Source organism: Lysinibacillus sp. NPDC097162, from assembly GCF_044762185.1.
Classification (GTDB): Bacteria; Bacillota; Bacilli; order Bacillales_A; family Planococcaceae; genus Lysinibacillus.
In genome coordinates this window covers 2,386,653-2,413,376 of record NZ_JBIWDT010000001.1, presented here as the reverse complement: position 1 = coordinate 2,413,376, position 26,724 = coordinate 2,386,653, and the positions used below count along the sequence as shown (strand labels likewise).

The 26,724-nt window shown below is 36.4% G+C and carries 21 protein-coding genes and 1 pseudogene; 15 read left to right on the top strand and 7 right to left on the bottom strand.

Features of this window, described 5'->3' with window-relative positions; translation table 11 throughout:
* Together ACIQXW_RS12285 and ACIQXW_RS12280 are read left to right on the top strand one after the other, a co-directional pair.
* A pseudogene (locus tag ACIQXW_RS12285) lies at window positions 1–362 on the top strand (dihydrolipoyl dehydrogenase); the annotation flags it as partial.
* A gap of 176 nt (window positions 363–538) precedes the next feature.
* Window positions 539–952, top strand: coding sequence for a YugN family protein (locus ACIQXW_RS12280; RefSeq protein WP_340823280.1), 414 nt, complete (start codon window positions 539–541; stop codon window positions 950–952).
* Window positions 953–1,076: 124 nt separating this feature from the next.
* Here the strand turns inward: ACIQXW_RS12280 and ACIQXW_RS12275 are convergent, their stop codons facing one another.
* Window positions 1,077–1,490 (bottom strand): NUDIX hydrolase, encoded by a 414-nt coding sequence (locus tag ACIQXW_RS12275; RefSeq protein ID WP_402762393.1) that lies wholly within the window; start codon window positions 1,488–1,490, stop codon window positions 1,077–1,079.
* Between the two features lie 143 nt (window positions 1,491–1,633).
* On the opposite strand from ACIQXW_RS12275, the gene ACIQXW_RS12270 reads away from it, so the two are divergent.
* Together ACIQXW_RS12270 and ACIQXW_RS12265 are read left to right on the top strand one after the other, a co-directional pair.
* Window positions 1,634–2,713 carry a PQQ-dependent sugar dehydrogenase gene (locus tag ACIQXW_RS12270; protein WP_402762390.1) on the top strand — a complete coding sequence of 360 codons (1,080 nt, stop codon included), beginning with the start codon at window positions 1,634–1,636 and terminating at the stop codon, window positions 2,711–2,713.
* A 52-nt stretch (window positions 2,714–2,765) separates the two neighbouring features.
* Window positions 2,766–3,188, top strand: coding sequence for a universal stress protein (locus tag ACIQXW_RS12265; RefSeq protein WP_340823285.1), 423 nt, complete (start codon window positions 2,766–2,768; stop codon window positions 3,186–3,188).
* Between the two features lie 153 nt (window positions 3,189–3,341).
* Here ACIQXW_RS12265 and qoxD read toward each other — a convergent pair whose 3' ends face one another.
* The 6 genes from qoxD to ACIQXW_RS12235 form a co-directional block, all read right to left on the bottom strand.
* Window positions 3,342–3,623, bottom strand: coding sequence for a cytochrome aa3 quinol oxidase subunit IV (qoxD, locus tag ACIQXW_RS12260; protein WP_340823286.1), 282 nt, complete (start codon window positions 3,621–3,623; stop codon window positions 3,342–3,344).
* Window positions 3,623–4,222 carry a cytochrome aa3 quinol oxidase subunit III gene (qoxC, locus tag ACIQXW_RS12255; RefSeq protein WP_340823288.1) on the bottom strand — a complete coding sequence of 200 codons (600 nt, stop codon included), beginning with the start codon at window positions 4,220–4,222 and terminating at the stop codon, window positions 3,623–3,625. The genes qoxD and qoxC overlap by 1 nt, the downstream gene beginning before the upstream one ends.
* Window position 4,223: 1 nt before the next feature.
* On the bottom strand, window positions 4,224–6,167 hold the full coding sequence (qoxB, locus tag ACIQXW_RS12250) for a cytochrome aa3 quinol oxidase subunit I (protein ID WP_340823289.1): 1,944 nt from the start codon (window positions 6,165–6,167) through the stop codon (window positions 4,224–4,226).
* A 27-nt stretch (window positions 6,168–6,194) separates the two neighbouring features.
* Entirely contained in the window at window positions 6,195–7,136 is a 942-nt protein-coding gene (gene qoxA, locus ACIQXW_RS12245) for a cytochrome aa3 quinol oxidase subunit II (RefSeq protein WP_401018112.1), read from the bottom strand.
* A 769-nt stretch (window positions 7,137–7,905) separates the two neighbouring features.
* Window positions 7,906–8,748, bottom strand: a complete 843-nt coding sequence (locus ACIQXW_RS12240; protein WP_340823293.1) for a DUF2785 domain-containing protein — start codon at window positions 8,746–8,748, stop codon at window positions 7,906–7,908.
* A 270-nt stretch (window positions 8,749–9,018) separates the two neighbouring features.
* Window positions 9,019–9,483, bottom strand: coding sequence for a hypothetical protein (locus ACIQXW_RS12235; RefSeq protein WP_340823294.1), 465 nt, complete (start codon window positions 9,481–9,483; stop codon window positions 9,019–9,021).
* Between the two features lie 196 nt (window positions 9,484–9,679).
* Between ACIQXW_RS12235 and ACIQXW_RS12230 the strand changes: the two genes are divergently transcribed.
* The 11 genes from ACIQXW_RS12230 to ccsA all read left to right on the top strand — a co-directional run bounded on the left by ACIQXW_RS12230 (window position 9,680) and on the right by ccsA (window position 26,706).
* On the top strand, window positions 9,680–10,669 hold the full coding sequence (locus ACIQXW_RS12230) for a DUF3196 family protein (RefSeq protein WP_402762383.1): 990 nt from the start codon (window positions 9,680–9,682) through the stop codon (window positions 10,667–10,669).
* Between the two features lie 288 nt (window positions 10,670–10,957).
* Window positions 10,958–12,247, top strand: coding sequence for a trigger factor (tig, locus tag ACIQXW_RS12225; protein WP_340823296.1), 1,290 nt, complete (start codon window positions 10,958–10,960; stop codon window positions 12,245–12,247).
* 609 nt (window positions 12,248–12,856) lie between these two features.
* On the top strand, window positions 12,857–14,128 hold the full coding sequence (gene clpX / locus ACIQXW_RS12220; protein ID WP_172772230.1) for an ATP-dependent protease ATP-binding subunit ClpX: 1,272 nt from the start codon (window positions 12,857–12,859) through the stop codon (window positions 14,126–14,128).
* A gap of 230 nt (window positions 14,129–14,358) precedes the next feature.
* Window positions 14,359–16,683 carry an endopeptidase La gene (lon, locus tag ACIQXW_RS12215; RefSeq protein WP_340823297.1) on the top strand — a complete coding sequence of 775 codons (2,325 nt, stop codon included), beginning with the start codon at window positions 14,359–14,361 and terminating at the stop codon, window positions 16,681–16,683.
* Window positions 16,684–16,687: 4 nt separating this feature from the next.
* Entirely contained in the window at window positions 16,688–17,269 is a 582-nt protein-coding gene (gene yihA / locus ACIQXW_RS12210) for a ribosome biogenesis GTP-binding protein YihA/YsxC (protein ID WP_340823298.1), read from the top strand.
* Window positions 17,270–17,477: 208 nt separating this feature from the next.
* A complete protein-coding gene (locus tag ACIQXW_RS12205) occupies window positions 17,478–17,651 on the top strand; it encodes a YjfB family protein (RefSeq protein WP_340823299.1) in 174 nt (57 codons plus the stop codon).
* Window positions 17,652–17,817: 166 nt separating this feature from the next.
* The gene (locus ACIQXW_RS12200; protein WP_402762379.1) at window positions 17,818–19,470 is read left to right on the top strand and encodes a hypothetical protein; all 1,653 of its coding nucleotides are present in this window, start codon (window positions 17,818–17,820) and stop codon (window positions 19,468–19,470) included.
* Between the two features lie 80 nt (window positions 19,471–19,550).
* The gene (locus ACIQXW_RS12195; RefSeq protein ID WP_340823302.1) at window positions 19,551–20,999 is read left to right on the top strand and encodes an S-layer homology domain-containing protein; all 1,449 of its coding nucleotides are present in this window, start codon (window positions 19,551–19,553) and stop codon (window positions 20,997–20,999) included.
* Window positions 21,000–21,016: 17 nt separating this feature from the next.
* Window positions 21,017–23,944 carry a VWA domain-containing protein gene (locus ACIQXW_RS12190; RefSeq protein ID WP_402762376.1) on the top strand — a complete coding sequence of 976 codons (2,928 nt, stop codon included), beginning with the start codon at window positions 21,017–21,019 and terminating at the stop codon, window positions 23,942–23,944.
* Between the two features lie 347 nt (window positions 23,945–24,291).
* A complete protein-coding gene (hemA, locus tag ACIQXW_RS12185; RefSeq protein WP_340823304.1) occupies window positions 24,292–25,656 on the top strand; it encodes a glutamyl-tRNA reductase in 1,365 nt (454 codons plus the stop codon).
* Between the two features lie 222 nt (window positions 25,657–25,878).
* Entirely contained in the window at window positions 25,879–26,706 is an 828-nt protein-coding gene (gene ccsA / locus ACIQXW_RS12180) for a cytochrome c biogenesis protein CcsA (protein WP_340823305.1), read from the top strand.
* The last annotated feature ends 18 nt before the right edge of the window (window positions 26,707–26,724 follow it).

The window sequence follows — 26,724 nt, the reverse complement described above, 5'->3', positions numbered from 1 at the left end:
GCTTCACTGATCCAGAAATGGCGACAGTGGGCTATAACGAAGATCAAGCTAAAGCTGAAGGTATTGAATATACTGCAGCAAAATTCCCATTCGCAATAAACGGTCGTGCACTTGCACTGAACCAAACGGAGGGCTTCGTGAAGCTTGTTACGCGTAAAGAAGATGGCATATTAATCGGCGCTCAAATCGTAGGTGCTGGTGCATCTGATATGATCGCTGAACTGACGCTTGCAATTGAAACGGGGATGACAGCAGAAGATGTTGCATGCACGATACACGCTCACCCAACATTAAGTGAACTGACAATGGAGGCAGCCGAAGTAATAATAGGGAGACCAATTCATATGATAAAAGCCCGATAGATTGATATAGAGCTAAAAAGGAAAGCCTGTTTTGAGAACTTTGTTCAAAACAGGTTTTATCATATGAGCGGAATTAAATGAACAAGCGAAAAAGTAATTCAAATCATGTCGTATTAGTTGTTTGTATTTTGTCACTTTAGGATAGACTGAAATCAAAAGTAAAGGAGGGCATGCAATTGTTACAAATTGAATCTAATATCGTCGGAAAAGAAATTAGCTTTGGCTATTTACGTGATCAAATCGAGAGGCATGGTTTTACAATTGGAGGCAATTGGGAGTATCACAAAGGTAGCTTTGATACGATTTTATCGAGCGATGGTGGCGAAACAATCTATTTACGCGTACCGTTTATCGTGACACAGGGTGAATTAGATTTTTATGATGCACAAATTCGCTTTCAAAACCCCTTTGTTATTAAACATGTCACAAATGTAGGATTAGATTATGATGAAGGATCATTGCTTGATGCTACGGGTGCTAGTCAATTCCAAACACCGCTTGATAAAGATGGGCATATACATGATAAAAGTAAATGGATACAAGTTGGTGAAAAGGTAGTAGCTGATAAAGTTCTTCCTTATTTTCACTAGCCTTTACACCAATAATATTACGTTAGTCACACTTTTAATAAGTAGTGGCTTTTATTATGCTTAAAACTTTAACAATATTAAATAATACGCTAGCAGCCTACAGTGATGCGTAAGAAAATTCTTGCTATAGCGTACCTTCGTTGTGATAAAGCGCATGATTTTTAAAGAGATTATCAATTCCACCTATATAATACGGCATTCTAGTGCTAGCTATATCAATAGTTGCCCATTCAATGTGAGAAATTTCATCAGGTAACGTTATTTCTTCTACACCTTCTACTATTTGCGCTTCAAAAGTGAAAAATAGTGCATGATGATTCCTAACAGTAAATTTTGCCTCATTAACTGCGAGTAATTTTCCTATTTCAACAATATAGCCTGTTTCTTCTTTGACTTCACGGATTGTCGCTTCAAATAGTGTTTCATCTGCCTCAACTTTCCCGCCTGGAAGCGACCAATGACCTTCGTGATTATGAACCATCAGTATTTGATTTTTGAGGTTTTTAATTAAAGCATAGACGACTTTTACTTCCTCCATGTCTCTCTCCTTTTAATATCATTTTTTAGTTAAATATGTACATAATAGTTTAATGGTATTTAAATGGAAAGTAAATATATCATTTTCTATTAACATAGGAAGTTGGTATGTTGAAGAAAACTTCAAGAAAAGAGGGAAAGCGATTGAAGAAAAAAATTAACTTTTTGTTTTTAATAATGATTTTGCTGACTGGGTGTTCCGCAAATACACAACAACAGCCTACGAAGCATAGGGAGGGGAATGTTACAGATAATCTAGAACAAAACAATATAAACTTAGAAATAGTAGCGGATAATTTAGATATCCCATGGGCTATCGAAAAATATAAAAATATGTTTTACGTTACGGAGAGAACAGGACATATTGTAAAAATTAACGAGGGAGAAGTGGAGAGACAACGAGTTAATTTGAAAAAAGAACTAGCGACAGCTGCTGAAGCAGGATTACTAGGGTTTGTACTTGCACCAGATTTTTCTGATTTAAAACTTGCTTATGCTTATTATACGTATGTGGATGGAGACAAACAGTTTAATCGCATTGTGACACTTCGACAAGAGGGGGATGTTTGGTATGAAGAACATTTGCTTCTTGATCATATAATAAGTGGTACTTTCCATCATGGGGGAAGGCTTAAAATTGGGCCGGACGGCAAGCTTTATGCAACTGTTGGCGATGCGTTGCAATCGTCTGTAGCGCAAGACCTGTCCGCATTAGAAGGGAAAATTTTACGCATTAATTTAGACGGAACTGTTCCCTCTGATAATCCATTTCCAAATTCATTTGTTTATAGTTATGGACACCGTAATCCACAAGGGTTGACGTGGTCGTTAGATGGCACATTATTTGCAAGTGAGCATGGCAACAGCGCCAATGATGAAATAAACAAAATTGAAGCAGGACAAAACTATGGTTGGCCAATAATAGAAGGGAGTGACACACGACAACGGATGAAATCACCGTTGTTTACATCAGGAAGTAACACAACTTGGGCTCCGTCTGGCATCGATTATAATGATAATAAATTGTATGTAGCTGCATTAAGAGGAGCAGCTGTTTTGGAATTTAATCTTGAAACAAACGCCCAAAGGGAAATGATAGCGGGACTAGGAAGAATTCGAGATATACTAGTGGACGAACAGTATCTTTATTTTGTTAGCAATAATACAGATGGACGTGGGACTCCACTAAATAATGACGATAAACTATATCGAATACCATTATGATATAATGATTTTGAAAACTTTGAATTGGTTGGAAAAGTTGAGGAGGGTAATGATGGTTACGAATTATAAGACAATCGCTGTAGCAATAGATTTTTCAGAGCAGTCGTTGAAAGCCTATGAGCGAGCATTAAAGTTGGCAATAGAGTATGGGGCAACATTACAATTAGTGAATGTCATTGACACGAAGTCGTTCGGGGCTGTTACGGCATATGACTTGAAGTATGCTGAGAAATTGAAAGAAGAGAATTTTATTAAAATAGAGAAGTTAAGAAAAGAAGCTCAAACAGCAGGTGTAACAGAAGTATTAGCTAATGTAGAAACTGGTTCGCCGAAAAGTATACTTACACAACTTCCAGCTGTAGACTTACTGGTATGTGGTGCAACGGGGTTAAATCAATTAGAAAAGATAGTACTCGGCTCAGTAGCGGAGCGTATCGTCCGATTAGCATCATGTGATGTATTGATTGTACGCTAATTAGATAAAATAATTACATATCACTAGAAGGTTAGTGATATATAATTTTTCACAAGAGGAAAAGCCAATCTTCGAGATTTCGATGGTTGGCTTTTTTGCTAGATATAAATAAAAAAGACCGAGAAAATGAAATCATTTTCTCGGCTCTTTTTATTAGTAACCCCAGATCATTGCGAATAATGTACCAAGGATTGTCACAACAGCTACGAACACTGAATATAAAATTGTTGTATATAATGTTTTTTTATCTTCAGATTCACCAATGTGCATGAATAATACTAATTGAACAGTTGCTTGTGCAAGTGCAGTCACTAATAGGATAGCAAATGCTATATTGTAAGACATATCAAATTTCACAACTGCTAAAGCGATAATAGTTAGTAATAGTGAGAAGCCGAAGCCCATCACATGTTGTTTTGGGAATAGTTCCTTCATCAGCTAATCAGTCCTTTCAAGTAGACGAAGCTGAAGATGAAAATCCAAACAACGTCTAGGAAGTGCCAGTACAGTGAGAAGATAAACGCTTTGTTAGCCGTTTGTGGGTTTAAGCCACGTCTTGCTACTTGGATTAAAATTGCAACGCCCCAGAAGAAACCAAATGTTACGTGGGCACCGTGCGTACCAAGTAAAGTCATTAATGCAGATAAAAATGCACTTGTTGTAATTGTTGCACCTTCATGAACATAAGTGACGAACTCATCGATCTCAATACCTAAGAAGCCAAGACCTAAAATAAGTGTAATGATGAAGAATGTCATCATTGCTTTTTTGTTTCCAAGACGCATAGCGTGTACGCCAAGACCGATTGTAAAACTACTTGCTAGTAGTAAAAATGTTTCTAATAATACTGGTGTTAACTCGAAAATCTCAGCACCATCTGGGCCGCTACCTGTACGAGTGTGGAGCGTAAAATAGACAGCAAAGAGTGTAGCGAATAACATGATTTCGGCTCCAAGGAAGATCCAGAAACCAAAAATCTTTAAGCGGTTTTCCTCTGTACTATATTCTAATGGAAGTGAAGAATCGATTTTCATATTATTTATCACCTCTCAAACTTTTTTCAGTTTCCGTAATTTCTTCAACTGAAATGTAACGACCATGATCATTTTCAAATGAACGAAGAGCCATAAAGCCAAATACAACAAGCATGCTGATGATGGCTGGAATCCATAGACTAAATACAGCAAAGAACGCTGCTAGGAATAAGAATCCACTTGTCCAGAAAGGAGTACCTGTGTTGTTAGGCATATGGATTTTTTCAATTTTACCTGCAGTAATATCGCGACCTTCTTTTTTCGCGAACCAGAACTCATCTAAACGTGACACGTTTGGTACTATTGCAAAGTTGTATTCAGGAACTGGAGAATGAGTAGCCCATTCTAATGAACGACCGTCCCAAACATCTGCTTTCTCGTTACGAGGCATATGTTTCCAGCTGTAGTAAATGTTATAACAGATTAACGCAAAGCCTACTGCAAGTCCAAGTGCACCGATGAACGATAGCATGTTTAATGGACCATAACCAGTTGAAGCTGAATAAGTGTACATACGACGTGCATAACCATCTAAACCTAAGATGAATAGAGGGAAGAACGTTACGTTGAAGCTGATAGCGATGAACCAGAAACCAGCTTTCCCTAATTTCTCATTTAAACGGAAACCGAACATTTTTGGCCACCAGAAATGGTAACCTGCAAGTACACCAAATACTGTACCAGGAATTAATACATAGTGGAAGTGGGCAACTAAGAACATCGTATTATGATATTGATAGTCGGCACTTGCCATTGCTAGCATTACACCTGTAACCCCACCAATTGTGAAGATCGGAATAAAGCCAAGCGCATAAAGCATTGGGGTAGTGAATTGAATCTTACCGTGCCTCATTGTGAGCAACCAGTTGAACATTTTAACCCCGGTTGGAACAGCAATCGCCATTGTTGTAATAGAGAATACACTGTTTACCATAACGCCGTGACCCATTGTATAGAAATGGTGGGCCCATACTAAGAATGATAGTAATGAAATGACAACCATACTCATTACCATTGATTTGTAACCGTATAAGTTTTTACGTGCAAATGTTGCAATAACCTCTGAGAAAATACCGAATGCTGGTAGGATAACGATGTAAACTTCAGGATGTCCCCAAACCCAGAATAGGTTGGCCCAAAGCATATCCATACCGCCGTCTGTCATTGCAAAGAATTTTGTACCGAATTGACGGTCTAACATCATTAATGCAAGTGCTACAGTTAACACTGGGAACGCAAATACGATAATAACGTTTGTAATTAAAATTGACCAAGAGAACATTGGCATTTTCATTAATGTCATACCAGGAGCACGCATTTTAAAGATCGTTGTGATAAAGTTCACACCCGTCAATAGCGTACCAATCCCAGATAATTGTAGTGCTAATGAATAGTAGTTGTTCCCTACAGTTGGACTAAAATCAGTACTTGCTAATGGGAAGTAAGCTGTCCAACCTGCATCTGGTGAACCACCAATAATGAATGATAGGTTCAGCAAGCCACAACCTGCTGCGAATGCCCAGAAGCTGACTGCATTAAGACGTGGGAATGCAACGTCACGTGCACCGATTTGTAATGGGATAACAATGTTCATTAAACCGATTACAAATGGCATCGCCATAAATAAAATCATGATTAAACCATGTGTAGTGAAAATCTCGTTATAGTGTTGTGCATCAAGTAGTCCGTTATCAGGAACGGCTGTTTGTGCACGCATTAAAAGTGCGTCGATACCACCGCGGAATAGCATTAAAAGTGCTACGGCGATATACATAATACCGATCTTTTTATGATCGACTGTTGATAGCCAGTTTTTATAGAAGTAGCCCCATTTTTTAAAATAAGTAAGGCCTGCTACGACAACAACTGCACCAACTACGATACTGATAGCTGCCGCTAAAATCATCGGTTCTTGCAGTGGATGGAATAATTCTTCCATACTCATAGGATGCGCTCCTTTCAAATTTGAAAATTAGTGTGAATGTGTTGATTCGGCATCAGTGTTTGAATGATCCATATCTTCATGATTCATGTCTTCGTCAGACATGTCCATGTCACTATGGTCCATACCCCCCATATCCATATCACCATGTGCCATTGGTGCTGGGCTGAAATCTAAGTGAGTAGATGAGTAGCTTGAACGACCTACGTGTTCAGCTGCTAATAATTCCTTGAATTTCTCTTCAGTTAATGGTTTTTCGTTCGCTTTTACATCAGAAACCCATTGATCGAAGTCTGCTTGTGTCATAGTTTGTGCTTCAAATTCCATTTCCGCAAATCCACGACCGTTAAAGTTAGAGTTACGACCCATGAAAGAGCCAATTTCATCAGCTGCAAGGTGAATAGTTGTTAACATGTCACTCATCGCATATTTTTGACCAGCTAACTGTGGAATCCAGAAACTTGTGATTGGTCCGAATGAATACAATTTAAACTCAATTGGACGATCAGTTGGAATGTTTACATAGTTCACAGTCTCAATACCCTCTTCTGGATAGCTGAAATGCCATTTCCAGTTTGAAGATGCTGCATAAATAACAAGTGGTTCTTTATTGTCATAACCTTCTGGTGTTGTTTCTACCGTACTAGTTGTTTTAACAGTAACAATTGCTAGGAATGCTACGATAATAATAGGAATAACTGTCCACGTAATTTCAAGTACGTGACTACCTTCTTCATGAGGTGGCTCATAATCGGCAGATGCTTTTGATGCGCGGTATTTTGTTAACATAAACGCAAATAGCACATACACGACTAGTAAAATAACTGCCATTGTAATAATGGATAAAATAATTGTGTTTGATAATGTTTGAGCATTCGGTCCTTTTGGATTGAAAACTGTTAATGGTTCACAACCAGAAAGGATTGCGATAGCGCCAAATGCTAAAAACATTAAGCTTAATTTTTTATTCATGTTTGACTCCTTTCTATAAAACGGCTATTCATAAATTTCATGTGTAGTAGTATTGATTCACATTTATAAATAGTGGGTATTGAGGTCACCTCTTTTATCTGATGTACCAATCAAGTACAGTTGCATTTACAATGACAATGGCATGGTTCAATATGAAACATAATGTCTTGTAATTGATTGGTCTGATGCAAGCGTTCACATACATGATGATTTATGCACCATAAATTGGACAAAACTTTAATGTCGATGGTCACATCACGTCTTTGTTTGCATATAGGATTATACGCCCGCTTCACTAAAAAAAAAAATAATTAATTATAAATATGATAATGAAAGGGGGGTGAATATGAACATTTTTTGAACAAAAAAAGCTATTTTGCTATTGGTATTTTTAGGTTTTGTTAATTAAACACTGTATAAACGTTGAAAATACTGAGTTTGTCGTATTTAACTAAGTAAATAAATTATTTGTGAAAAATCCTATTTCACATTTTAGACGACGATTTGTAATAAAGTCCTTGTCGTGCCTCTGTTTTTAATTCTTTTTAGTTGCGTTTTTTTAAAAAAAGGAGTATACAAAAAGACTGTTTTTCAACGATTAAAGGATAAAATTTCTATGTAAGGAATGATTAGAGAGAGGATATTGGAACAATGATAAAATTATGTTAACATAATTAAGCGCTTTCAATATTTAACAGAAATTAGTATATCAATATGGGTGGTTCCGAAAAAAAGAACATCCAATGTGATTTGGATGCTCTAGCATTAGTTAAGAACCGAGCTTCAGCCACTTTGCTACTTGGATATACAGTGTGTTTTGAAGTTTAGGTGCTTGATTATTCATTTTTAATGCGAAATACAATGTCTTCATCGCGTTTAATGTGCAAGTACGTCCGCTAAAAAAGCTCTCATTATAACCTTGCGTTACTAAATGCATTTCGAATTTATCAAAAGCTTGCTCTACCCATTCCGATAAGGCTTCTTCAGAATAGCCCCTTGCTAATAATGCCTCAATGATATTTACAAAGCGTTCTTCCTCATCGTTTACATAGACAACATCTTTCCAAGTTGCCAATTTCAGTGCGTGTAGGATGGATGGTGCATATTGCAAGTCAAACTTAGGGTGTTTAATTGTCATGGCGGCTAAATCGGCCCCATGTGCAATGCTGTGTGCCCAACCTTTGCCTTCGACATGTCCTCTTGTATCCTTTTCAAGTAACAAATAACGACCGATTTTTTTAAAGAAAGATTGTAAGCTTGTCTCATTTAAAATAAGGAGCTCACTATCTTTTGCAAGAATGCTAGCTACAAGTAACGCTGAAAAGGAGCGTGTGAATACACTATCATCCATTTGTTCCCCGATGTTTGCATATAAGTAATCGTCACCTATTGCCGTATCGAACAAATTTTGGAGTTGCTGTGAATTTAGTAAGTTATCACTGAGCAGGTCGATAAAAGTTCGATAGATAAGGTGATCGCGTAGCTTTTCATCAGTTGAGCCGATGTGCGTTAACATTTCCTCCAATAGCCAGTCGCCTTCTTTTTCAAAAAACGCTTGTCTTGCTGTAAGTGTCATTGAAGAAAATGTTTGTAATGCTTCTTTTATATCCATGATAATTGCCTCCAATAATAAATCTATTTTTTTATTATACCTTCTTTACTAAAAAAAATTGTTAGATGTGAATTTTTTAATGGTTACTTTCGCAATTGGAATACCGGAATCTATCGAAAGCTGATATGATTAGAGCGCAACGAATTGAAGGATTGGTGTTTAATCATGACAAAAAGACATACTTTGCAAGTATGTCTCAGACATAAGAATAGTTTATGGGCTAGTCGGTTTCAAAAGCATGATCTACATAAAAGGTTTTTGTTTAGCTTCCTATAATATAACAGCAGACTTTATGCCGAGAGGCCATTCGATAAATGTGTTTTGATTTGTTTTTAATTCAACAAGGATATTTGCATTTTTGATGGCATCTAAAAGCCACTCACTATAATAGAGCGTTGGGGTGGGATGCTGTAAAATGCGTTCCATATCTTTTGTGTCAATATGCAGAATCTTATAATTGCATTCAATGTGAACACTTTGGGGAATAATATAAAGTGATTCCTGATGATGCCCAATTGAGATGGAACCGGGTATAGTACCTTGAATACTTGAGATATGTGTTGTTGCTTCTTTCGTAAACGTATTAATTTTTGTACGTGTAAAAAATTCGAAGTCAATTGAATAATCTTGTAGCGGACCGTGTGCTGTTGTAATCGATATAACTTTAATTGATAGTGCCTCGAAAGCGGGGGAGATGCGACTATCGAATTCAATGATTGTATCCATTAATGGCATGTATTACACTCCTTGTGAACAACTTGTTTTCGTCTAGCTAACAATGACTATGGTTGAAGCACTTTCTATCAATAAGGTAAATAATGTTAGGTATTATTAATTATAATTCAATTCATTACAAAATATGAATATAAATTCAATTATTTTTGTTAAAAATAAACAATTAGGAACTAGTGAACTAAAAGAGGTGAGAAAAATGACAAAGCAAAAGCCCCATGTTATTAAACATGACAATATTGTTGTTTTTCCTGGTGCAACCCAAACGCTAATTCGTGAGGGCCATATGTATGTGGAAAAATATCAATATGAAGAGGCAGTTGCATGTTTTGAAAAGGCGTTTTTATATGACAAAGGAGATGAAAAAGCGTTAAGTGCCTATGCGTATGCTTTATATGAGCTGAAACTATATGTGCAAGCTAAAGACGTATGTGAGCAATTGTTAGCTATGGGCACTTCTATGTATGTTGAAGTGATGGAGCTATACATTACGATTTGCATGCAGTTAAAGGAATATCATCAAGTTGAGTCTATAATAACTACGTTAATTGAGGAAAAAGTTCTTCCAGAAGCACAGCTAGAAAAATTTGAACGCTTAAAAAGTATAAATAGTGAAGTCGCTAAAAATCTTCAGCAACGAGAAGATGTACAAGAATTGATAGAAGCGCAAGAATATGAATTAGGAAAATTTACCACACTTACACCGAATGAACAATCGTTGCGATTGCATCGCCTGATGGATACGAATGTAAGGCAGATAAAAATGCTTTTAAAGGCTATTATCGAATGTTCGGATATCCATCCATTTGTGCAGAGTCTTGCACTTATTTTGCTAGTAGAGCAAGAAGTTTCAATTGAAGTTACTGTTACAAAATTTGAACAAACAAAAACTATTAATCCGATTGATCTTGCGTTACCTAATCAATTACAGCAGTATGGTGAAATAAAAAAAATTATAGAATCTAAATTAGAACAAGACCCATCAACATTGGAAATGGTACAATATTTAATGGCTAAGCATGCAATTGTTACGTATCCGTTTGAATGGCACCCGTTTGCAGCCGATGATATTGCATATAGTTATATTGATTTTGTAAAAGCAATGCTTGGTAAGGTGCAGGAAATGGACTATGAAATCATCGACTTTTTACAAATGTTAGAAAAACTAACAGAACTCCATGAAGTATGAAATAAGTTGAAACTATGCGCATCTATGATATACTAAAATGGTTGTCAAAATCGTAGTTACGAATAAATTGTCTAACATTTAAACTTGATTCAACCGAAGTCCCCTAATTTAACAAGTAGGTGGATGAATGTCAAAGGATTTTACTATTTAGTAGGGAATCAAAACTTTAACTAAATGCTAAGTCTTTGACACAAGTTGCGGATTTACAAAAAATTATCGAGAAATCGAAATCCGAACACAATTACGTCATGCGTAATTGAAACTAGATTATTTTGGAGGTATTTATACATGTCAGCAAAATGGGAAAAACAAGAAGGAAATATCGGTACTCTTACAATCGAAGTACCAGCTACTGAAGTAGATGCAGCGATGGACCAAGCGTTCAACAAAGTTGTGAAACAAATTAACGTACCAGGTTTCCGTAAAGGTAAAATGCCTCGTAAAATGTTTGAACAACGCTTTGGAATTGAATCTTTATATCAAGATGCATTAGAAATCATTGTTCCAGATTCTTATGCAAAAGCAATCGACGAAGCTGGTATTATGCCAGTTGATTACCCAGAAATTTCTGGTACAGAAAACTTCGTTCATGGTCAAGATTTCTCATTCACTGCTCAAGTAACAGTGAAACCAGAACCAAAACTTGGCGACTACAAAGGCTTAGAAGTTACGAAACTTCCAGTTGAAGTAACGGACGAAGAAGTTGAAGCTCAAATTCAAGAACAATTAGCACGTAAAGCTGAACTTGAAATTAAAGAAGATGAAGCTATCGTAGAAGGCGACACAGCGGTAATCGACTTTGAAGGTTTCGTAGGCGAAGAAGCTTTCGAAGGCGGAAAAGGCGAAGACTACCCATTAGAAATCGGTTCAGGTTCATTCATTCCTGGATTTGAAGAGCAATTAGTAGGCGTAAAAGCTGGCGAAGAGAAAGACGTTACTGTAACTTTCCCAGAAGAATACCACGCTGCTGAATTAGCTGGTAAAGAAGCTACTTTCAAAGTAACTGTTAAAGAAGTGAAAACAAAAGTACTTCCTGAGCTAAACGATGAGTTTGCAAAAGAATTAGATCCTGAAGTTGAAGGCGTAGAAGCATTACGTGCTAAAATTAAAGAACAAACTGCTACTCAAAAACAAGCAGAATCAGACGCTACACTTCGCGACGAATTAGTAGAAAAAGCTGCTGACAATGCAGAATTCGAAGTACCAGCTGGTATGGTTAACTCTGAAACAGATCGTATGCTACAAGAGTTTGGCCAACGCTTACAAACACAAGGTATGAACTTAGACCTTTACTACCAATTCTCTGGTCAATCAGAAGAAGATTTACGTGGTCAAATGAAAGAAGAAGCTGAAAGCCGTGTACGTGTTTCATTAACTCTTGAAGCAATCGCTGATGCAGAAAAAATTGAAGCTACAGAAGCTGATATTGAAGCTGAATTAGAAAAAATGGCTGCTCAATTCAATATGACAAAAGAACAAATTACTGGCGCTCTAGGCGGTACTGCTGTTCTTGAAAATGATATTAAAATCCAAAAAACAGTTGAATTTTTAGTAGAAAACGCTAAAATTACTGAATAAGATTTTTTACGTAACTAGATAGAAAAATTAAGAAGACAAGGTACGGCGTAAAACCGTGCCTTGTTTTATCACACATAGCTTTTTAGTTTAGGCTAAAGGGGCCCCAACCTCTCAAGGTCAAGGACGACAAAAAGTAAGTCTGATTTTTACTAACTGTTATACTTTTGGTGGCCACTTTAGTTAATTTACTTATACATAGTATTGTTGTTTAACTTTTTACACGATGCTAAATTTTAACATCATTGTAGTAGAGCCGAAAAGTAGCAGTAATTATAGCGCCCCCATTATAATGGAAGAAGAGCGCATATAGGTTTTACGAGTGAGGGAACTAAACCTCGAAGGAATGAAGCTAAATAATCAATAAGTGGTCATGGGTTAGTCTGAATGGTCGCATCAACACGAATTATTTGCATGAAAGCGAGCAGACGGCGGTTAATGTTTTAGTGCGGAAGACTGCCAATTCCTAGCTAACTGACCTCGTGCTTGAAGACTTTGAAAATACTTCAAAATCTAGACGCATTTGCGCCATGACGTAAATGTTGCAATCAATTTATTTGATAATGGTTCAATAATCTTGTAAGATTGTAGCTTGAATAGGGGTGAAACATATTGTTCAAATTTAATGATGAAAAAGGCAATTTAAAATGCTCATTCTGTGGTAAGCCACAAGAACAAGTACGTAAATTAGTTGCAGGTCCAGGTGTTTATATTTGTGATGAATGTATCGAACTTTGTTCAGAAATCGTTGTAGAAGAACTAGGTGTTGAGGAAGAAATCGATTTCCAAGATATTCCGAAACCGAAAGAAATCCAATCGATTTTAAATGAGTATGTAATTGGACAAGAGCGTGCTAAAAAAGCCTTAGCGGTTGCGGTTTACAATCACTACAAACGCATCAATACTAATAGTAAAATCGATGATGTGGAATTAGCAAAATCGAACATTGTGTTAATCGGCCCAACTGGTAGCGGTAAAACATTATTAGCTCAAACATTAGCACGTATACTAAACGTTCCTTTCGCAATTGCAGATGCTACTTCTTTAACAGAAGCTGGTTATGTAGGTGAAGACGTTGAAAATATTTTATTAAAATTAATCCAATCAGCAGATTATGATATTGAACGTGCGGAAAAAGGAATCATCTATATTGATGAAATCGATAAAGTTGCACGTAAATCAGAAAATCCGTCGATAACTCGTGATGTTTCTGGTGAAGGGGTCCAACAGGCGTTGCTAAAAATTCTAGAAGGCACTGTTGCAAGTGTACCTCCACAAGGTGGACGTAAGCATCCGCACCAAGAATTTTTACAAATTGATACAACAAATATTTTATTTATCGTAGGCGGAGCATTTGATGGTATTGAATCCATCATTAAACGTCGTCAAGGTGAAAAAGTAATTGGTTTCGGTTCAGATCCTAATAAAGTAGAAGTGGACGAAGGTTCATTAATGGCGAAATTGATTCCTGAAGATTTGTTGAAATTCGGTCTAATTCCAGAATTCATCGGTCGATTACCTGTACTTGCAAGCCTAGAGCAATTAAATGAGGCAGCACTTGTACAAATTTTGACGGAACCAAAAAATGCGCTTGCGAAGCAATATCAAAAAATGCTTGAACTAGATGGTGTTGAGCTTGAGTTTGATGAAGGTGCCCTTTCTGAAATTGCAAAGGAAGCAATTGAACGTAAAACAGGTGCACGTGGTCTTCGTTCAATTATTGAGTCAACAATGCTTGATGTAATGTACGAATTACCTTCACGTGATGACGTGAAAAAATGTATCATTACTGCAAAAACAATTACGGAAAAAGAAAAACCGAAATTGCTTCTTGAAGATGGCACTGAACTCGATGAAGGTAGCGACACAAAAACTTCGGCATAATAAACAGACGTAGCGTCTATTGTTATGAGAAAAAGAGTAACTTAGCTGACTTCGATTGTGCAATGTTCGCACATATCGGGAGTCAGCTTTTTATTCATACATAAAGCTGAAGACTGTAAATAGATGAAATTTTTGGCTCGTTTGAATAGATAGTGTGAATCGGTTTTTTAAACACATACTAGAAGCGCGGGATTGTGAATAAGAAAATTTTGACGGAGGTGAATACCCGCATGGTAACAATTCAAAAAACAACAAATGTACCATTATTGCCTTTACGTGGACTTTTAGTATACCCGTCGATGGTGTTACATATTGATGTGGGTAGAAATCGTTCTGTAGCGGCGCTAGAACAAGCGATGTTAGAGGACCAATTGATTTTATTGGTAACGCAAAAAGAAATGCACGATGAACAGCCAGAAGAGCAGGATTTATATCAAGTAGGTACAATGGCTTATGTGAAGCAAATGTTAAAGTTACCAAATGGTACGCTACGTATTTTAGTGGAAGGTGTAGCACGTGCAACGTGGTCCAACTATCAAGCATTAGAGAAATATACAGTTGTTGATATTGATGTTAAAGAGGAGAAAATCGATAAAGATGTGGAAACACAGGCCTTAATGCGTACATTGTTAACGTATTTTGAAAGATATGCAAAATCCTCCAACAAAATAACAACAGAAACAATTAATACAGTTGCAGACATTGAAGAACCAAGCCGTCTTGCTGATATTATTGCCTCGCATTTACCAATTAAAATTGCGGATAAACAAGAAGTTTTAGAAATGCTAAATGTTAAGAAACGCTTAGATCATTTAATTATTCGCCTGCATGATGAGCAAGAGGTCCTGGATCTTGAAAAGAAAATTAATTCAAAAGTAAAGCAATCAATGGAGCGTACGCAAAAGGAATATTACTTACGCGAACAAATGAAGGCTATCCAAACAGAGCTTGGCGATCGAGAAGGTAAAACTGGTGAAGTAACGGAATTACGAAAGCTCATTGATGAAACAGGTATGCCTGAATCTGCAAAAGAAGCAGCGCTTAAAGAACTGGATCGTTATGAAAAACTACCTAGCGCAAGTGCGGAAAGTGGAGTAATACGAAACTATATTGACTGGTTAGTGTCTTTACCTTGGACAAAGTCAACTGAAGATCGAATGAATATTGATCATGCTGAGGAAATTTTAAACAGAGATCATGCTGGATTAGATAAAGTAAAGGAACGTGTGCTTGAATATTTAGCTGTGCGGCAGTTAAAAAATTCATTACGTGGACCAATTCTATGTTTAGCTGGCCCTCCTGGAGTAGGTAAAACATCGTTAGCACGCTCAATTGCAGAAAGTTTAGATCGAAAATTTATTCGTATTTCTTTAGGCGGGGTGCGAGATGAATCCGAAATTCGAGGACATCGTCGTACGTATGTAGGTGCGATGCCAGGTCGTATTATTCAAGGAATGAAAAAAGCAGGTACGATTAATCCTGTATTTTTACTTGATGAAATCGATAAAATGTCAAATGATTTCCGAGGAGATCCTGCAGCCGCGATGTTAGAAGTGCTGGACCCTGCACAAAACAATACATTTAGCGATCATTATATCGAAGAACCGTATGACTTATCTAACGTATTATTTATTGCTACAGCTAATGATTTAAGTACGATTCCTGGACCTTTATTAGATCGTATGGAAGTCATTTCGATTGCAGGCTATACAGAAATTGAAAAGGCGCAAATTACAAAAAATCATTTGATACCAAAGCAATTAAAAGAACATGGCTTGAAGAAAACGCAAGTAGTAATCAAAGATGAAGCTGTGCTGGATATTATTCGTTATTATACACGTGAAGCAGGTGTCCGAGGACTAGAGCGTCAAATAGCAACACTTTGTCGTAAAATCGCTAAAATTATTGTTTCTGGAGAAAAGAAACGTGTAACAGTAAATTCAAAATCAGTAATCGAATATCTTGGTAAGCACCGTTTCCGCTATGGACAAGCGGAAGAGGAAAACCAAATAGGTGTAGCAACAGGACTAGCATATACAACTGTTGGTGGTGACACATTACAAATTGAAGTTTCCTTAACTCCTGGAAAGGGCAAAATTCAGTTAACAGGGAAACTCGGAGATGTTATGAAGGAATCCGCACAAACAGCGTTATCGTATGTCCGAACTAAAATAGAGGATCTCAATGTAGACTCAGAATATTTTGAAACACATGATATCCACATCCATGTACCTGAGGGAGCAGTACCAAAAGATGGACCGTCTGCAGGTATCACGATGGCGACAGCAATTGTTTCGGCTATTTTACATCGTCCGATTCGTCGTGAAGTAGGAATGACTGGTGAAATTACGTTACGTGGTCGTGTACTACCAATCGGCGGTTTGAAAGAAAAAACATTAAGCGCACACAGAGCAGGTTTAACAACAATCATTTGTCCAAAAGATAATGAACGTGATATTGAAGATATTCCTGAAAGTGTACGCGAACAACTCACATTTAAACTAGTGTCATCTGCTGATGAAGTATTAGCAATTGCACTGGACGGAGGTTTTTAAGGAAATGAAAGTCCATAATGTCGAAATGGTCATAAGTGCAGTAAGACCGGACCAATACCCAGAAGATGGACTGCCAGAGTTTGCATTAGCAGGTCGCTCAAACGTTGGGAAGTCATCATTTATTAACCGTATGATTGGGCGTAAGGCGTTAGCGCGTATTTCTTCTAAACCTGGGAAGACACAAACGCTAAATTTTTACAAAATTGAAGAACAGCTGTTTTTCGTCGATGTTCCGGGATATGGTTATGCCAAAGTCTCAAAAACAGAGCGTGAAGCATGGGGGAAAATGATTGAACGTTACATCACTGGCCGTGAAGAATTAAAAGCGGTAGTTCAAATTGTTGATTTACGTCATCCTCCAACTGCTGATGATCGAATGATGTATGACTTTTTAAAACATTACAATATCCCTTGTATTGTCATTGCAACGAAGGCAGATAAAATTCCAAAAGGTAAATGGGATAAGCACAAAAAAGTTGTCAAGGAAACACTAGATATGGATAAAAATGATCCGCTTATTGTGTTCTCTTCTGAAAAGGGTATCGGTTTTGAAGAAGCTTGGCGCACAATTGAAAATAAAATGTAATCAAAAAACATCTATTGCGTTAGGAGCACAGTAGATGTTTTTTTATTGCCTAATATTTGAATGACACACAATATTTTTTTTGCTCTCTTTGTATGAAAAGAAGTGAATAAGCTGTTCTGCTGTTAGTGTGAAAGTTATGGATAAATATGAGGGAATTACTTGATGAACGGCAAGTTTAGCCGATAAATTAAATAGGAGGTGGACTAAAATGGATATCGCAGCTTTATCAATCGCAATGCATCAATCTAATCTAATGCAAAATGTATCATTAGCTGTTACAAAGCAAGCAATGGAAATGCAACAGCAAAATAGTGAACAGCTAGTTGAGATGCTAGATGCTCCACATCCAACGGCTGGACATACAATTGACATCCAAGTATGATGATGGCAAGGTAGCTTGAAGTTGGAAGCTACCTCTATCTTTATGTCTAATGGTAGATTCAAAAAAATATTAAAACAAGTTAAAATGTAACTTTTTGAATAAGAAAAACTACCAATAATACGATATACTATTTATAAATAACAATTTTTTAAGGAGGCGGGAATTGTTGAAGAAGATTCCATACATATTGATTGTCCTGTTATTAATGGCACTTAGTTTGCCATCACTACCGACTGTCCATGCCGCACAGTTAGTAACAGGAACCTTCGTTGATGTAACCTATTCAGAATATACGAATTCAAACGGGGAAGTAGAAAGGCAGCTTAGTAAAATTACATTAGAAAATGCTAGTGGCCGTCAAGTAACATACAATATTAATAATAATGCCCGCCTGTACATTAATAACACTGAAACTACAATTGAGGGCTTTAAGATGGGCATGAAAGTAGAGGCTGAAATCAACCTTCGTAGTGTGGTTGAGCTCCGCGGTACTTCCAATACTACTGAGGAATCAACGACAGTTGCTCAAAATCCTAGAATAGTTGCTGGCGTAATCACAAGCATCGACCCAAAAGGTTTGTTCATAATGGTGAAGCCGGATATTGGAAAAGAAACTACATATTATTTGAATAAAGATACTGCTTTTCAAAAGGGTTCTTCATCGGTAGATATTAGTGGGATGTATGTAGGTGATCGTGTAAAACTTAATTTAAAAAATAAAAGTACATCGATTGTCACAAAAGTAGATATTAGTGAGACTGGAACATTAGTTGAAAATTTATACAAAGGTGAAATTCAAGCAGTTAATATCAATGCGAACAAATTAACAGTAAAAAATCAAAATGCCTTTGTGAACTGGCAATTTGGTTCAGCAACAACAACTGCTCTTTCAACGATGAATTTTTCAACAAAGGTACCAATTTACGTTGGAAATACGAAAATTGAAAAGGGCCAATTGAAAAATTATATTGGCAGTGAAGCATATTACGCAACGGTCAAGCAATTTGGTAAAGAAGTTATTGAAAAGATTGTCGTGTTGAAAAACAATGAACGTACGTACTACGAGCCGATGATTGCTGTTGATACAGATTATCAATTGTTAAAACTTAAAACTGCTGGCACGCTGTACTTCCATGATGGGTCAATTTTAATTCGAAATGGTCGTTTTATTCAACCAACAGGATTATTGGCATACGGAACAGCATTTGTCATTACAGACGGTGCTGCTCGCGATCATTATGCGCAAGTAGTAGATGTTACAAGTGATAGCTTTATGTCACCAAATTTAGCTTCGCATGAATTATATTATGGCCGTTTAGCACAAGCAGATGGCTACTTAATTGAAATTGATGATGCAATGAAGATTGAATCAAATGTTTTCAAAAAAACAGCTAGTACCGTACTATCTGTTAGTAATACAACAAAAGCAATGGTAGACGATGGTAATAAAACGTACAGCGTAATGCCAGATATTGAACTGTATTTATCAGAAGGCGATTATGGTTACTTCTACGTAAACAATGGGCATGTTCAGGCTCTTCACATGTTAGATAATGCTAAACCTGTTGCCCCACTAATGCTAGTCGGTAAACTACAGTCAGTAAAATCGACATATCCAGCTACTATTAATGTGAAAAGTGTGAGTCAATGGCAAAATGGCCGTTGGTATGAAGCTGGCCAAATGGTTGATATGAATATTGATCAAGCTACGCTGATTAAAGCAGGGAAAGTCATTCAACCATCTGATTTGAATCCTTCTGATCGTTTAGTCGTATTATCTGACCGATTTGTAAAAGCACATTTCATTTTAGTTGATTAACAAGATAGAAGCTATCTCTACAATACGAGATAGCTTCATCTGTGCATATGCATGGGAAGAAAGAGAGGGGAAAAGAACAGATGCGAAACCATTTATATAAAGTAATGTTAGCCATTCTAATGGTGTTCGTTTTGGGGACAAGTATTCTAGTAGATGCCTCCGCTGCATCGGTGGAAACAACAGGTGCTGTAAAAAATGAATATACATATGAAGAAGCAGTGTTCATTACTGGAACACCAATTATTTTTAAAGGTACGAGTAAAGATATTAAAATTACACAAAAAGAAACAAAAGGTAAATTAACAGAAACATATAATTTAAAACTAACAGCAAGTAATGGGGCGACATTAACAAGAAATATTGCCTATGAATCTGATGTTGTTAATTATGATACGATTGGGCAAAAAACTTCCAATGGGGTTGTCAAAAAATACTCTGAAAAAATTGTTGATGGAAAAATTACGTATAATTTAGCAGACTACCAATTTTCACAAGGTACAGTAACGGATAACCGTGCAGCTTCTGATTATTTTTCAGGCAATGTTATTTCAAGAAAAACATATACCTATCAAACAGGCTCAGGAAAAAATGCAAAAACAAATACGGTAACGATAGATATTGATAGTCGTCATGCAGGCTACGAAAATTTCTGGGGTGCAACTGAAACGCAAATTACAGAATCTATTTATACGTACAGTGATGGTACAACTAGCCATGTGAAAAACCGTTTATCAACAAGTAAATCACGTGTCCTCAATTATGAGGAAAACCCAGGTAGTTTAGCTAGCTTCGATGGGGGCTATGCGGTTGTTAGTGAGAAAGACGTAATTTCAGAATATACGTATGACTTAGCTTCTGGCAAAAAAGGTAAAGTTGATTTGGATACTGAATTTACGCCAACAATTGAACGTCTTATAATTCCGAAGTTCCGAGATTTATCTAATCATTATGCTAAAAGTGCTATCGAGAAATTATATTCTTTAGGAATCTATTCAGATACAAGTAATTTCTTTTCACCAAACACACCGATGAAGCGAATTGACTTTACAATAGCGATTGGGAAAGCAGTCGATCTCCGTGTAATGGAAGAAAAGAATACGAAAAAAACATCCACAAGTGTCTTTAAGGATGTTAAGCGTACTGTTAAAGATTATCCATATATTGAATCAGCAGTAAATAAAGGCATTATTAAAGGTGTGACACCAGATTATTTTAAACCTGATAATGCGATTACACGTGCGCAAGCAGCTGCAATATTTGTACGTGCATTAGGGCTTGAAAATAAAGCACCAGAACCTGGCTATGTTACGGAATTTAAAGATGATGCACAAATTCCAGACTATTCAAGAGACGGAATTTATATCGTCAATGAGCTTGGTCTAATGACAGGCGACCCAGTAACTGGACGTTTTAATCCAAACCAGCCATTAACGCGTGCACAAGCATCTGTAGTGCTTGAACGATTCTTAAACTATTTAGAAAATGATTTAAAACAAAACTATCGAGATGATATTTTATTCTTTAACTAATGAAAGGATTGAAATGAATGAAGTATGCGAAAAAGGCATTGCTATTACTAGCCTGTTTTGTACTAGCCTTTATGACTTTAACACCATCAGTCACACTGGCTGCTACAACGATTCAAGATGTACCAACATCTAATAGTAAATACAAAGCCATCTCATGGGCTGTCGATAATGATTTACTATCGTTAAATAGTGCGAATAACTTTTTACCAAACGAACAAGTAACTGAGCGAGAGCTAGTAACAATGTTTGCTAAGCTTGATAAAAACTATGCGTTATCTTATAACGAAAACGTTGCTTATAATTTTTATAGTGATTTTTATTTACCATTTGATGGAACGCATGTCATGGCGAATCGTTCAAAATCTATAACTCGAGGTCATTTTGCTCGTATCTATGCTGCATTTCAAGGTTTAGATTTGGATGAGCCACAAGCTGTACAATATTTATATACAAACGATATTTCAACTGGTAATACTGGCAAAAAAACATTTGCTGATTTCAATCCCTCTACGAAACTATCTCGCGGGGATGCAGCTGAGTTCTTATATCGTATTGTGCAAAACAATTCCTTTGCTGTACAAGGATTGAAACGATCTGCAGCAGGACGTGATAATGATAAAATTACTTTGCCAGCAGGTTTTATGGGCTCTAATAGTGGTGAGTTTGAAGAACCAAAGGATAATGAAAATGATTTTACTGGTCCCGACTATGTTAATAATGCATTACAAAGTATTGAAGTTGAAAAACCAGATTTAATTGCGAATGGTGAGGATATGACGCCAATTACTGTATCTTTAAAGGCATGTAATGGTGACCCTATTGCCGATGATAAGTCATATACGTTCCGTGTAACTTCTTCAAATGGAGCGGATATTGTAAATGCAGCTGGAGAAGCTGTTCGTAATGTACAATCTGACGGCGCAACAGTAACAGCATTTGTTAAAGCGAAAAAGCTAACGAAATCAGTGCGTGATACGATTACTTTTGAGCTTATTAACAACACAGATCCTAGCATGAAATGTCTTGTTGGAGAAAAAATAAATGCACACGTTCGTTACTTACCACAGCCAGAATTACGCATTGATTTTAAAGTGTATGACCCAACGAACACAGATGATAACGGAAGTGTAACACCACCATATGTACAATATGAAAAGCCACCTGAGTTTTTCACAGAAAATTTGATTGATGTATATGGTCCTGTACCGTTAAAACCGGATGCAGATGAAAAGAAATTCAGCATTGGGCAACAAACAAATGTTACAAATGCTCTTGGTCAAGTAGAAAATATCTACTTACAATATGGTGGTTCAGATCCGAAGTATCCAGCACTCGGATATGAGAATGCCATTTTACAATTTGAAAACTACAATATTTCGGTATATTTATTTGAAAAAATACTGAATGATCGACTAAAAGACTCAGTGACGACGCCAGCTAAGACTGAGATTATGTACATGATTTCTGAAGATGGTCGTCCGATTTATCGCATCCAAGGAATCGATGATAATATTGCGTCACAAGTTGAAAACATCAATCCGGTTGGGGCAATCATTCAATTAATGAGTCCAAAATACATGCCGGAAGAAAAGAATTTGACATTAGAGCATTATGATAGTGTTATGAAAATTTATGCGATTTTAACAAGCCTAAGTAATTATGAGCGTACAGTATTATTGAAATACCAAGGTGGTAAATTACTAGGACAAGTAGAAGCATATAAGAAACGTGTAGAGGCGTTAAAAGAAAGTGCTGACGCTGCAGCAAGGCCAAATGGTAAAGATAGATATACACAAGTAATGGTGACGTTAGTGAGTCCAGGTGGAGAAATTATTACCGACTATCAAGGAACTGTAAAAATTAAATTTGATGGTATTGAGAAAACAGCTTCCTTTGTCACGAATACTTCGGATTATTTGAATAATACAGGTGGTCCAGGAACTGCGGTCGCTTATTTTGACTCAATCATTTATGGAAAGTCTAAAATAGAAGCAACGCTCGTTAATAAAATTGATCCACGTTATGCAACAATATTGAAGTCTCTTACGGATAAAACGATTACGAAAGAAATTTTCACAAATCCTTACTTTAGTAAAAATGCATGTACATTAGCAACTGAAGTCGCATATGTAGTTGATTACTCATCTTCTATGAAACGTATCGACCAAACGAATTATCGCGGTAAAAAAATGGTGGAACTGATTAATCAAATACAAGCTAAAAACAATATTGTGATTGAAACGAATACAAGTGCAAACGTATTGGGTGAGGGCAGCACCGAAAATGTCTTAAAGAAAGATTTGTATCGTACATCGACGGATAAAGGCGCTACAGATATCTTTGCGGGTATAGAGTTGGCTCTTACTAAATTCTCGAACGATACAAAAACTTCTAAATCCATTGTTGTAGTGTCTGATGGTAAAACAAGCAAATCAAAAATGACAAAAGTAATCAATGATGCGAAAAAGAAAGGCATTAAAATTTACACTGTAAGTATGGGCAAGAAAAATCAAATTAATGAGGCAACCCTTACTCAAATAGCTTCGGAAACTGGTGGTATTTACTATCATGCTATTGATAATTTACAATTCCATCAGGTTGCTCAAAAAATAATTGATTCGATTTTATGTAAAACGTCGCCTTCAAGTTGTATTAATCCTGAGGACATCTTTGAAGAAGCGGAAGTAACATTACGAAAAGGTTATATTACAATGAATGCAAGAATTGATGGAAATTGTTCAAATGTTGCAAATGTCATTGTTCGTTATTCTTCTGTTAGCGGGGATGTTCAATTTGAACTTAAAAAGCGTAGTGATAGTGTGTTTATGTTGACTAAAAATGTACAAACTATGTATGACTTTAAAGTTAATGGCGACATCGAGTTTCTAGCATATGATAAAGACGGAAATGTAATTTCGCAGCAAACAGTGAAAATTACAAATTAATAATATTGCTCTTATATAGAGCGATTCTAGACTGTAGATGAACTCAAATGAATTTTTGAGTCGTCTACAGTCTATTTATATTGTGTTGTAAAGTAGAGCTAAAAGTCATTTCTATTCCATCACAATCAACTGTATTTTCCTTATTTTCGACACAAGATGCTACTGCATAGTTAAGCCCAGTTTTTAAATTTGAAACAAGCAGTATAATTTGTTAAACTTAGTTTATAATAATTCTAATGTAGAAAATGAATTATAGTTCTTCATGACATGTTCACAAATTATAGATGAACTATTGTCGAACTGTGCTATAATGAGATTTGTGAATTAGAACGTGTGAGGTGTTATTCATGCATACCATCGTAGTAGGCTTGAATTATAAATCAGCGCCAGTTGAAATTCGTGAAAAGCTATCTTTCATAGAGAGCGAGCTACCACAAGCAATGGAAGCGCTGCAAAAACAAAAAAGTATATTGGAAAACGTCATAGTTTCGACATGTAATCGGACAGAAATATATGCAGTAGTTGATCAATTGCATACTGGCCGACACTATGTAAAGCAATTTTTAGCAGATTGGTTTAACTTGCCTGTGGAGACTTTTTCTTCTTATTTAACAATCCGAGAAGAAGATGAGGCATTAGAGCATTTGTTTAAAGTAACAGCTGGAATTGATTCAATGGTACTTGGTGAAACTCAAATTTTAGGACAAGTGAAGAAAAGCTTCTTAAATGGACAAGAGATTGGGACGACAGGTACGGTCTACAATCAGTTATTTAAACAAGCAGTCACATTTGCGAAGCGAGCACATAGCGAAACAGCTATCGGAGAGAATGCGGTATCTGTTTCATATGCAGCAGTAGAATTAGCAAAGAAAATTTTTGGATCTTTACAGCGCAAGCATGTTGCTATTTTAGGTGCAGGTAAAATGGGCGAACTTGCCATTGAAAATTTATATGGCAATGGCGTAGGAAAAGTAACGGTTATTAACCGTACGTTTGAAAAAGCAGAGACTTTAGCTGCTAAATTCCAAGGCGAAGCAAAATCAATGAGGGAATTACAATGCTCGTTACTTGAGGCGGACATTTTAATTACGTCTACAGGTGCAACAGATTTTGTTATTGATTATGAATTAATGCAACTTGTCGAACGCTTACGTAAAGGTAAACCATTATTTATGGTAGATATTGCGGTACCACGTGATATTGATCCACGTGTTGGAGACTTACCAAACGTTTTCTTATATGATATCGATGATTTACAAGGTATTGTAGAAGCAAACTTAGCAGAGCGTGAACGTGCAGCAGCAGAAATTACACAAATGATTGGTAAAGAAGTTGTACAATTTAAAGATTGGTTTGCTACGCTAGGTGTCGTGCCAGTTATCTCGGCTTTACGTAAAAAGGCAAATCAAATTCAAGAAGAAACAATGATCAGTATTGAAAATAAAATGCCAGAGTTAACGGATCGTGAACGTAAGATATTAAGCAAGCATACAAAATCAATTATTAATCAATTATTAAAAGAGCCTATCTTACAAGCTAAAGAAATGGCAAATTCATCAAAAGCAAATGAACAGTTACGTTTATTCCAACAAATTTTTGGCATTGAAGATGCTGTGGAAGTAGAAGTAGATATGATGAGCAAGCAAGAGCTTGAGCGTAAAGAACGTTTACAGTCATCGCAAACACCTACCGAACCAAAGTATTCTTTCTAGATATGTCTAGACATTCAAGCTCCACAATCGCTTGAGGTTCACGATGTGAGTCATGTAGCAATAGCGCTAATTGCGTAGTTTTGCTGACGTGTGCGAACTTGAAATTACATGAGGCGTTTTCGTATCTGTATGGTAAACTAAAGATACGAAAACGTCTTTTTTTAGGCTGGGATACTGTTTATAGTAACTTTAGCACTTTTTGATATAAAGAAGGGATGTCCATTGGCTGATTTGACAATGACAAGGCTCTATGAAGTAATGATCGTCTTGTACGCGATCAGTCTAGTGTTTTACTTTACTGATTACTTTTATAAGCAAGTACAAACAAGGCGAATTGCTTTTTGGCTTGTTTCATTTGTATGGGTAATTCAAAGTGCCATAATTATTTTAACTTTTGTAGAAACAAAACGATTCCCGATTTTATCCTTGTATGAGGGGATTCTTTTCTATTCCTGGTTACTTGTATCACTGTCGATTATTCTCCATTGTATAGCGAGAGTCGATTTACCAGTATTTATTATCAATATATTAGGATTTGTATTTGCTAGTATATTCACATTTATGCCGAAAAGACCGACGGGTGCAGTAGGAGAGACTTTAATTTCCGAAATGCTCTTTATCCATATTTCATTTGCAATCTTATCGTATGCTGCTTTTACGTTAACTTTTGTGTTTGCGATATTGTATTTAATTTTATATCGTTTATTAAAAAAGAAAAAGTGGTCTCAACTATGGACACGTTTGCCGTCACTACAGCAAACGAGCAATTGGATGAACATATCATTTTTTATTGGTATTCCAATGCTATTCATAAGTTTAATTTTAGGGTTTGAATGGGCATTATTAAGATTAGAGAGTTTATCTATCTTTGATGCGAAGATAATAGGGTCCTTTATCATTTTAGTATTATATTGCTGTATTTTATATGTGAATCGTAAAAGTAAGCTGACAGGTACTAATTATGCGTGGGTACATATCTATGCATATTTATTAGTTGTTGTAAACTTCTTTTTAGGGAGTAGCTTATCTCGATTCCATTTATGGTATTAGAAGAAAGGTTGGAGACTG

What these genes read in the sequence shown, in the direction of transcription:
- ACIQXW_RS12275 (WP_402762393.1), bottom strand. Translation starts at nt 1,490, where the DNA reads ATGGAGGAAGTAAAAGTCGTCTATGCTTTAATTAAAAACCTCAAAAAT.
- ACIQXW_RS12265 (WP_340823285.1), top strand. Translation starts at nt 2,766, where the DNA reads ATGGTTACGAATTATAAGACAATCGCTGTAGCAATAGATTTTTCAGAG.
- qoxD (WP_340823286.1), bottom strand. Translation starts at nt 3,623, where the DNA reads ATGAAGGAACTATTCCCAAAACAACATGTGATGGGCTTCGGCTTCTCA.
- qoxC (WP_340823288.1), bottom strand. Translation starts at nt 4,222, where the DNA reads ATGAAAATCGATTCTTCACTTCCATTAGAATATAGTACAGAGGAAAAC.
- qoxB (WP_340823289.1), bottom strand. Translation starts at nt 6,167, where the DNA reads ATGAGTATGGAAGAATTATTCCATCCACTGCAAGAACCGATGATTTTA.
- qoxA (WP_401018112.1), bottom strand. Translation starts at nt 7,136, where the DNA reads ATGAATAAAAAATTAAGCTTAATGTTTTTAGCATTTGGCGCTATCGCA.
- ACIQXW_RS12240 (WP_340823293.1), bottom strand. Translation starts at nt 8,748, where the DNA reads ATGGATATAAAAGAAGCATTACAAACATTTTCTTCAATGACACTTACA.
- ACIQXW_RS12235 (WP_340823294.1), bottom strand. Translation starts at nt 9,483, where the DNA reads ATGCCATTAATGGATACAATCATTGAATTCGATAGTCGCATCTCCCCC.
- ACIQXW_RS12230 (WP_402762383.1), top strand. Translation starts at nt 9,680, where the DNA reads ATGACAAAGCAAAAGCCCCATGTTATTAAACATGACAATATTGTTGTT.
- tig (WP_340823296.1), top strand. Translation starts at nt 10,958, where the DNA reads ATGTCAGCAAAATGGGAAAAACAAGAAGGAAATATCGGTACTCTTACA.
- lon (WP_340823297.1), top strand. Translation starts at nt 14,359, where the DNA reads ATGGTAACAATTCAAAAAACAACAAATGTACCATTATTGCCTTTACGT.
- yihA (WP_340823298.1), top strand. Translation starts at nt 16,688, where the DNA reads ATGAAAGTCCATAATGTCGAAATGGTCATAAGTGCAGTAAGACCGGAC.
- ACIQXW_RS12205 (WP_340823299.1), top strand. Translation starts at nt 17,478, where the DNA reads ATGGATATCGCAGCTTTATCAATCGCAATGCATCAATCTAATCTAATG.
- ACIQXW_RS12195 (WP_340823302.1), top strand. Translation starts at nt 19,551, where the DNA reads ATGCGAAACCATTTATATAAAGTAATGTTAGCCATTCTAATGGTGTTC.
- ACIQXW_RS12190 (WP_402762376.1), top strand. Translation starts at nt 21,017, where the DNA reads ATGAAGTATGCGAAAAAGGCATTGCTATTACTAGCCTGTTTTGTACTA.
- hemA (WP_340823304.1), top strand. Translation starts at nt 24,292, where the DNA reads ATGCATACCATCGTAGTAGGCTTGAATTATAAATCAGCGCCAGTTGAA.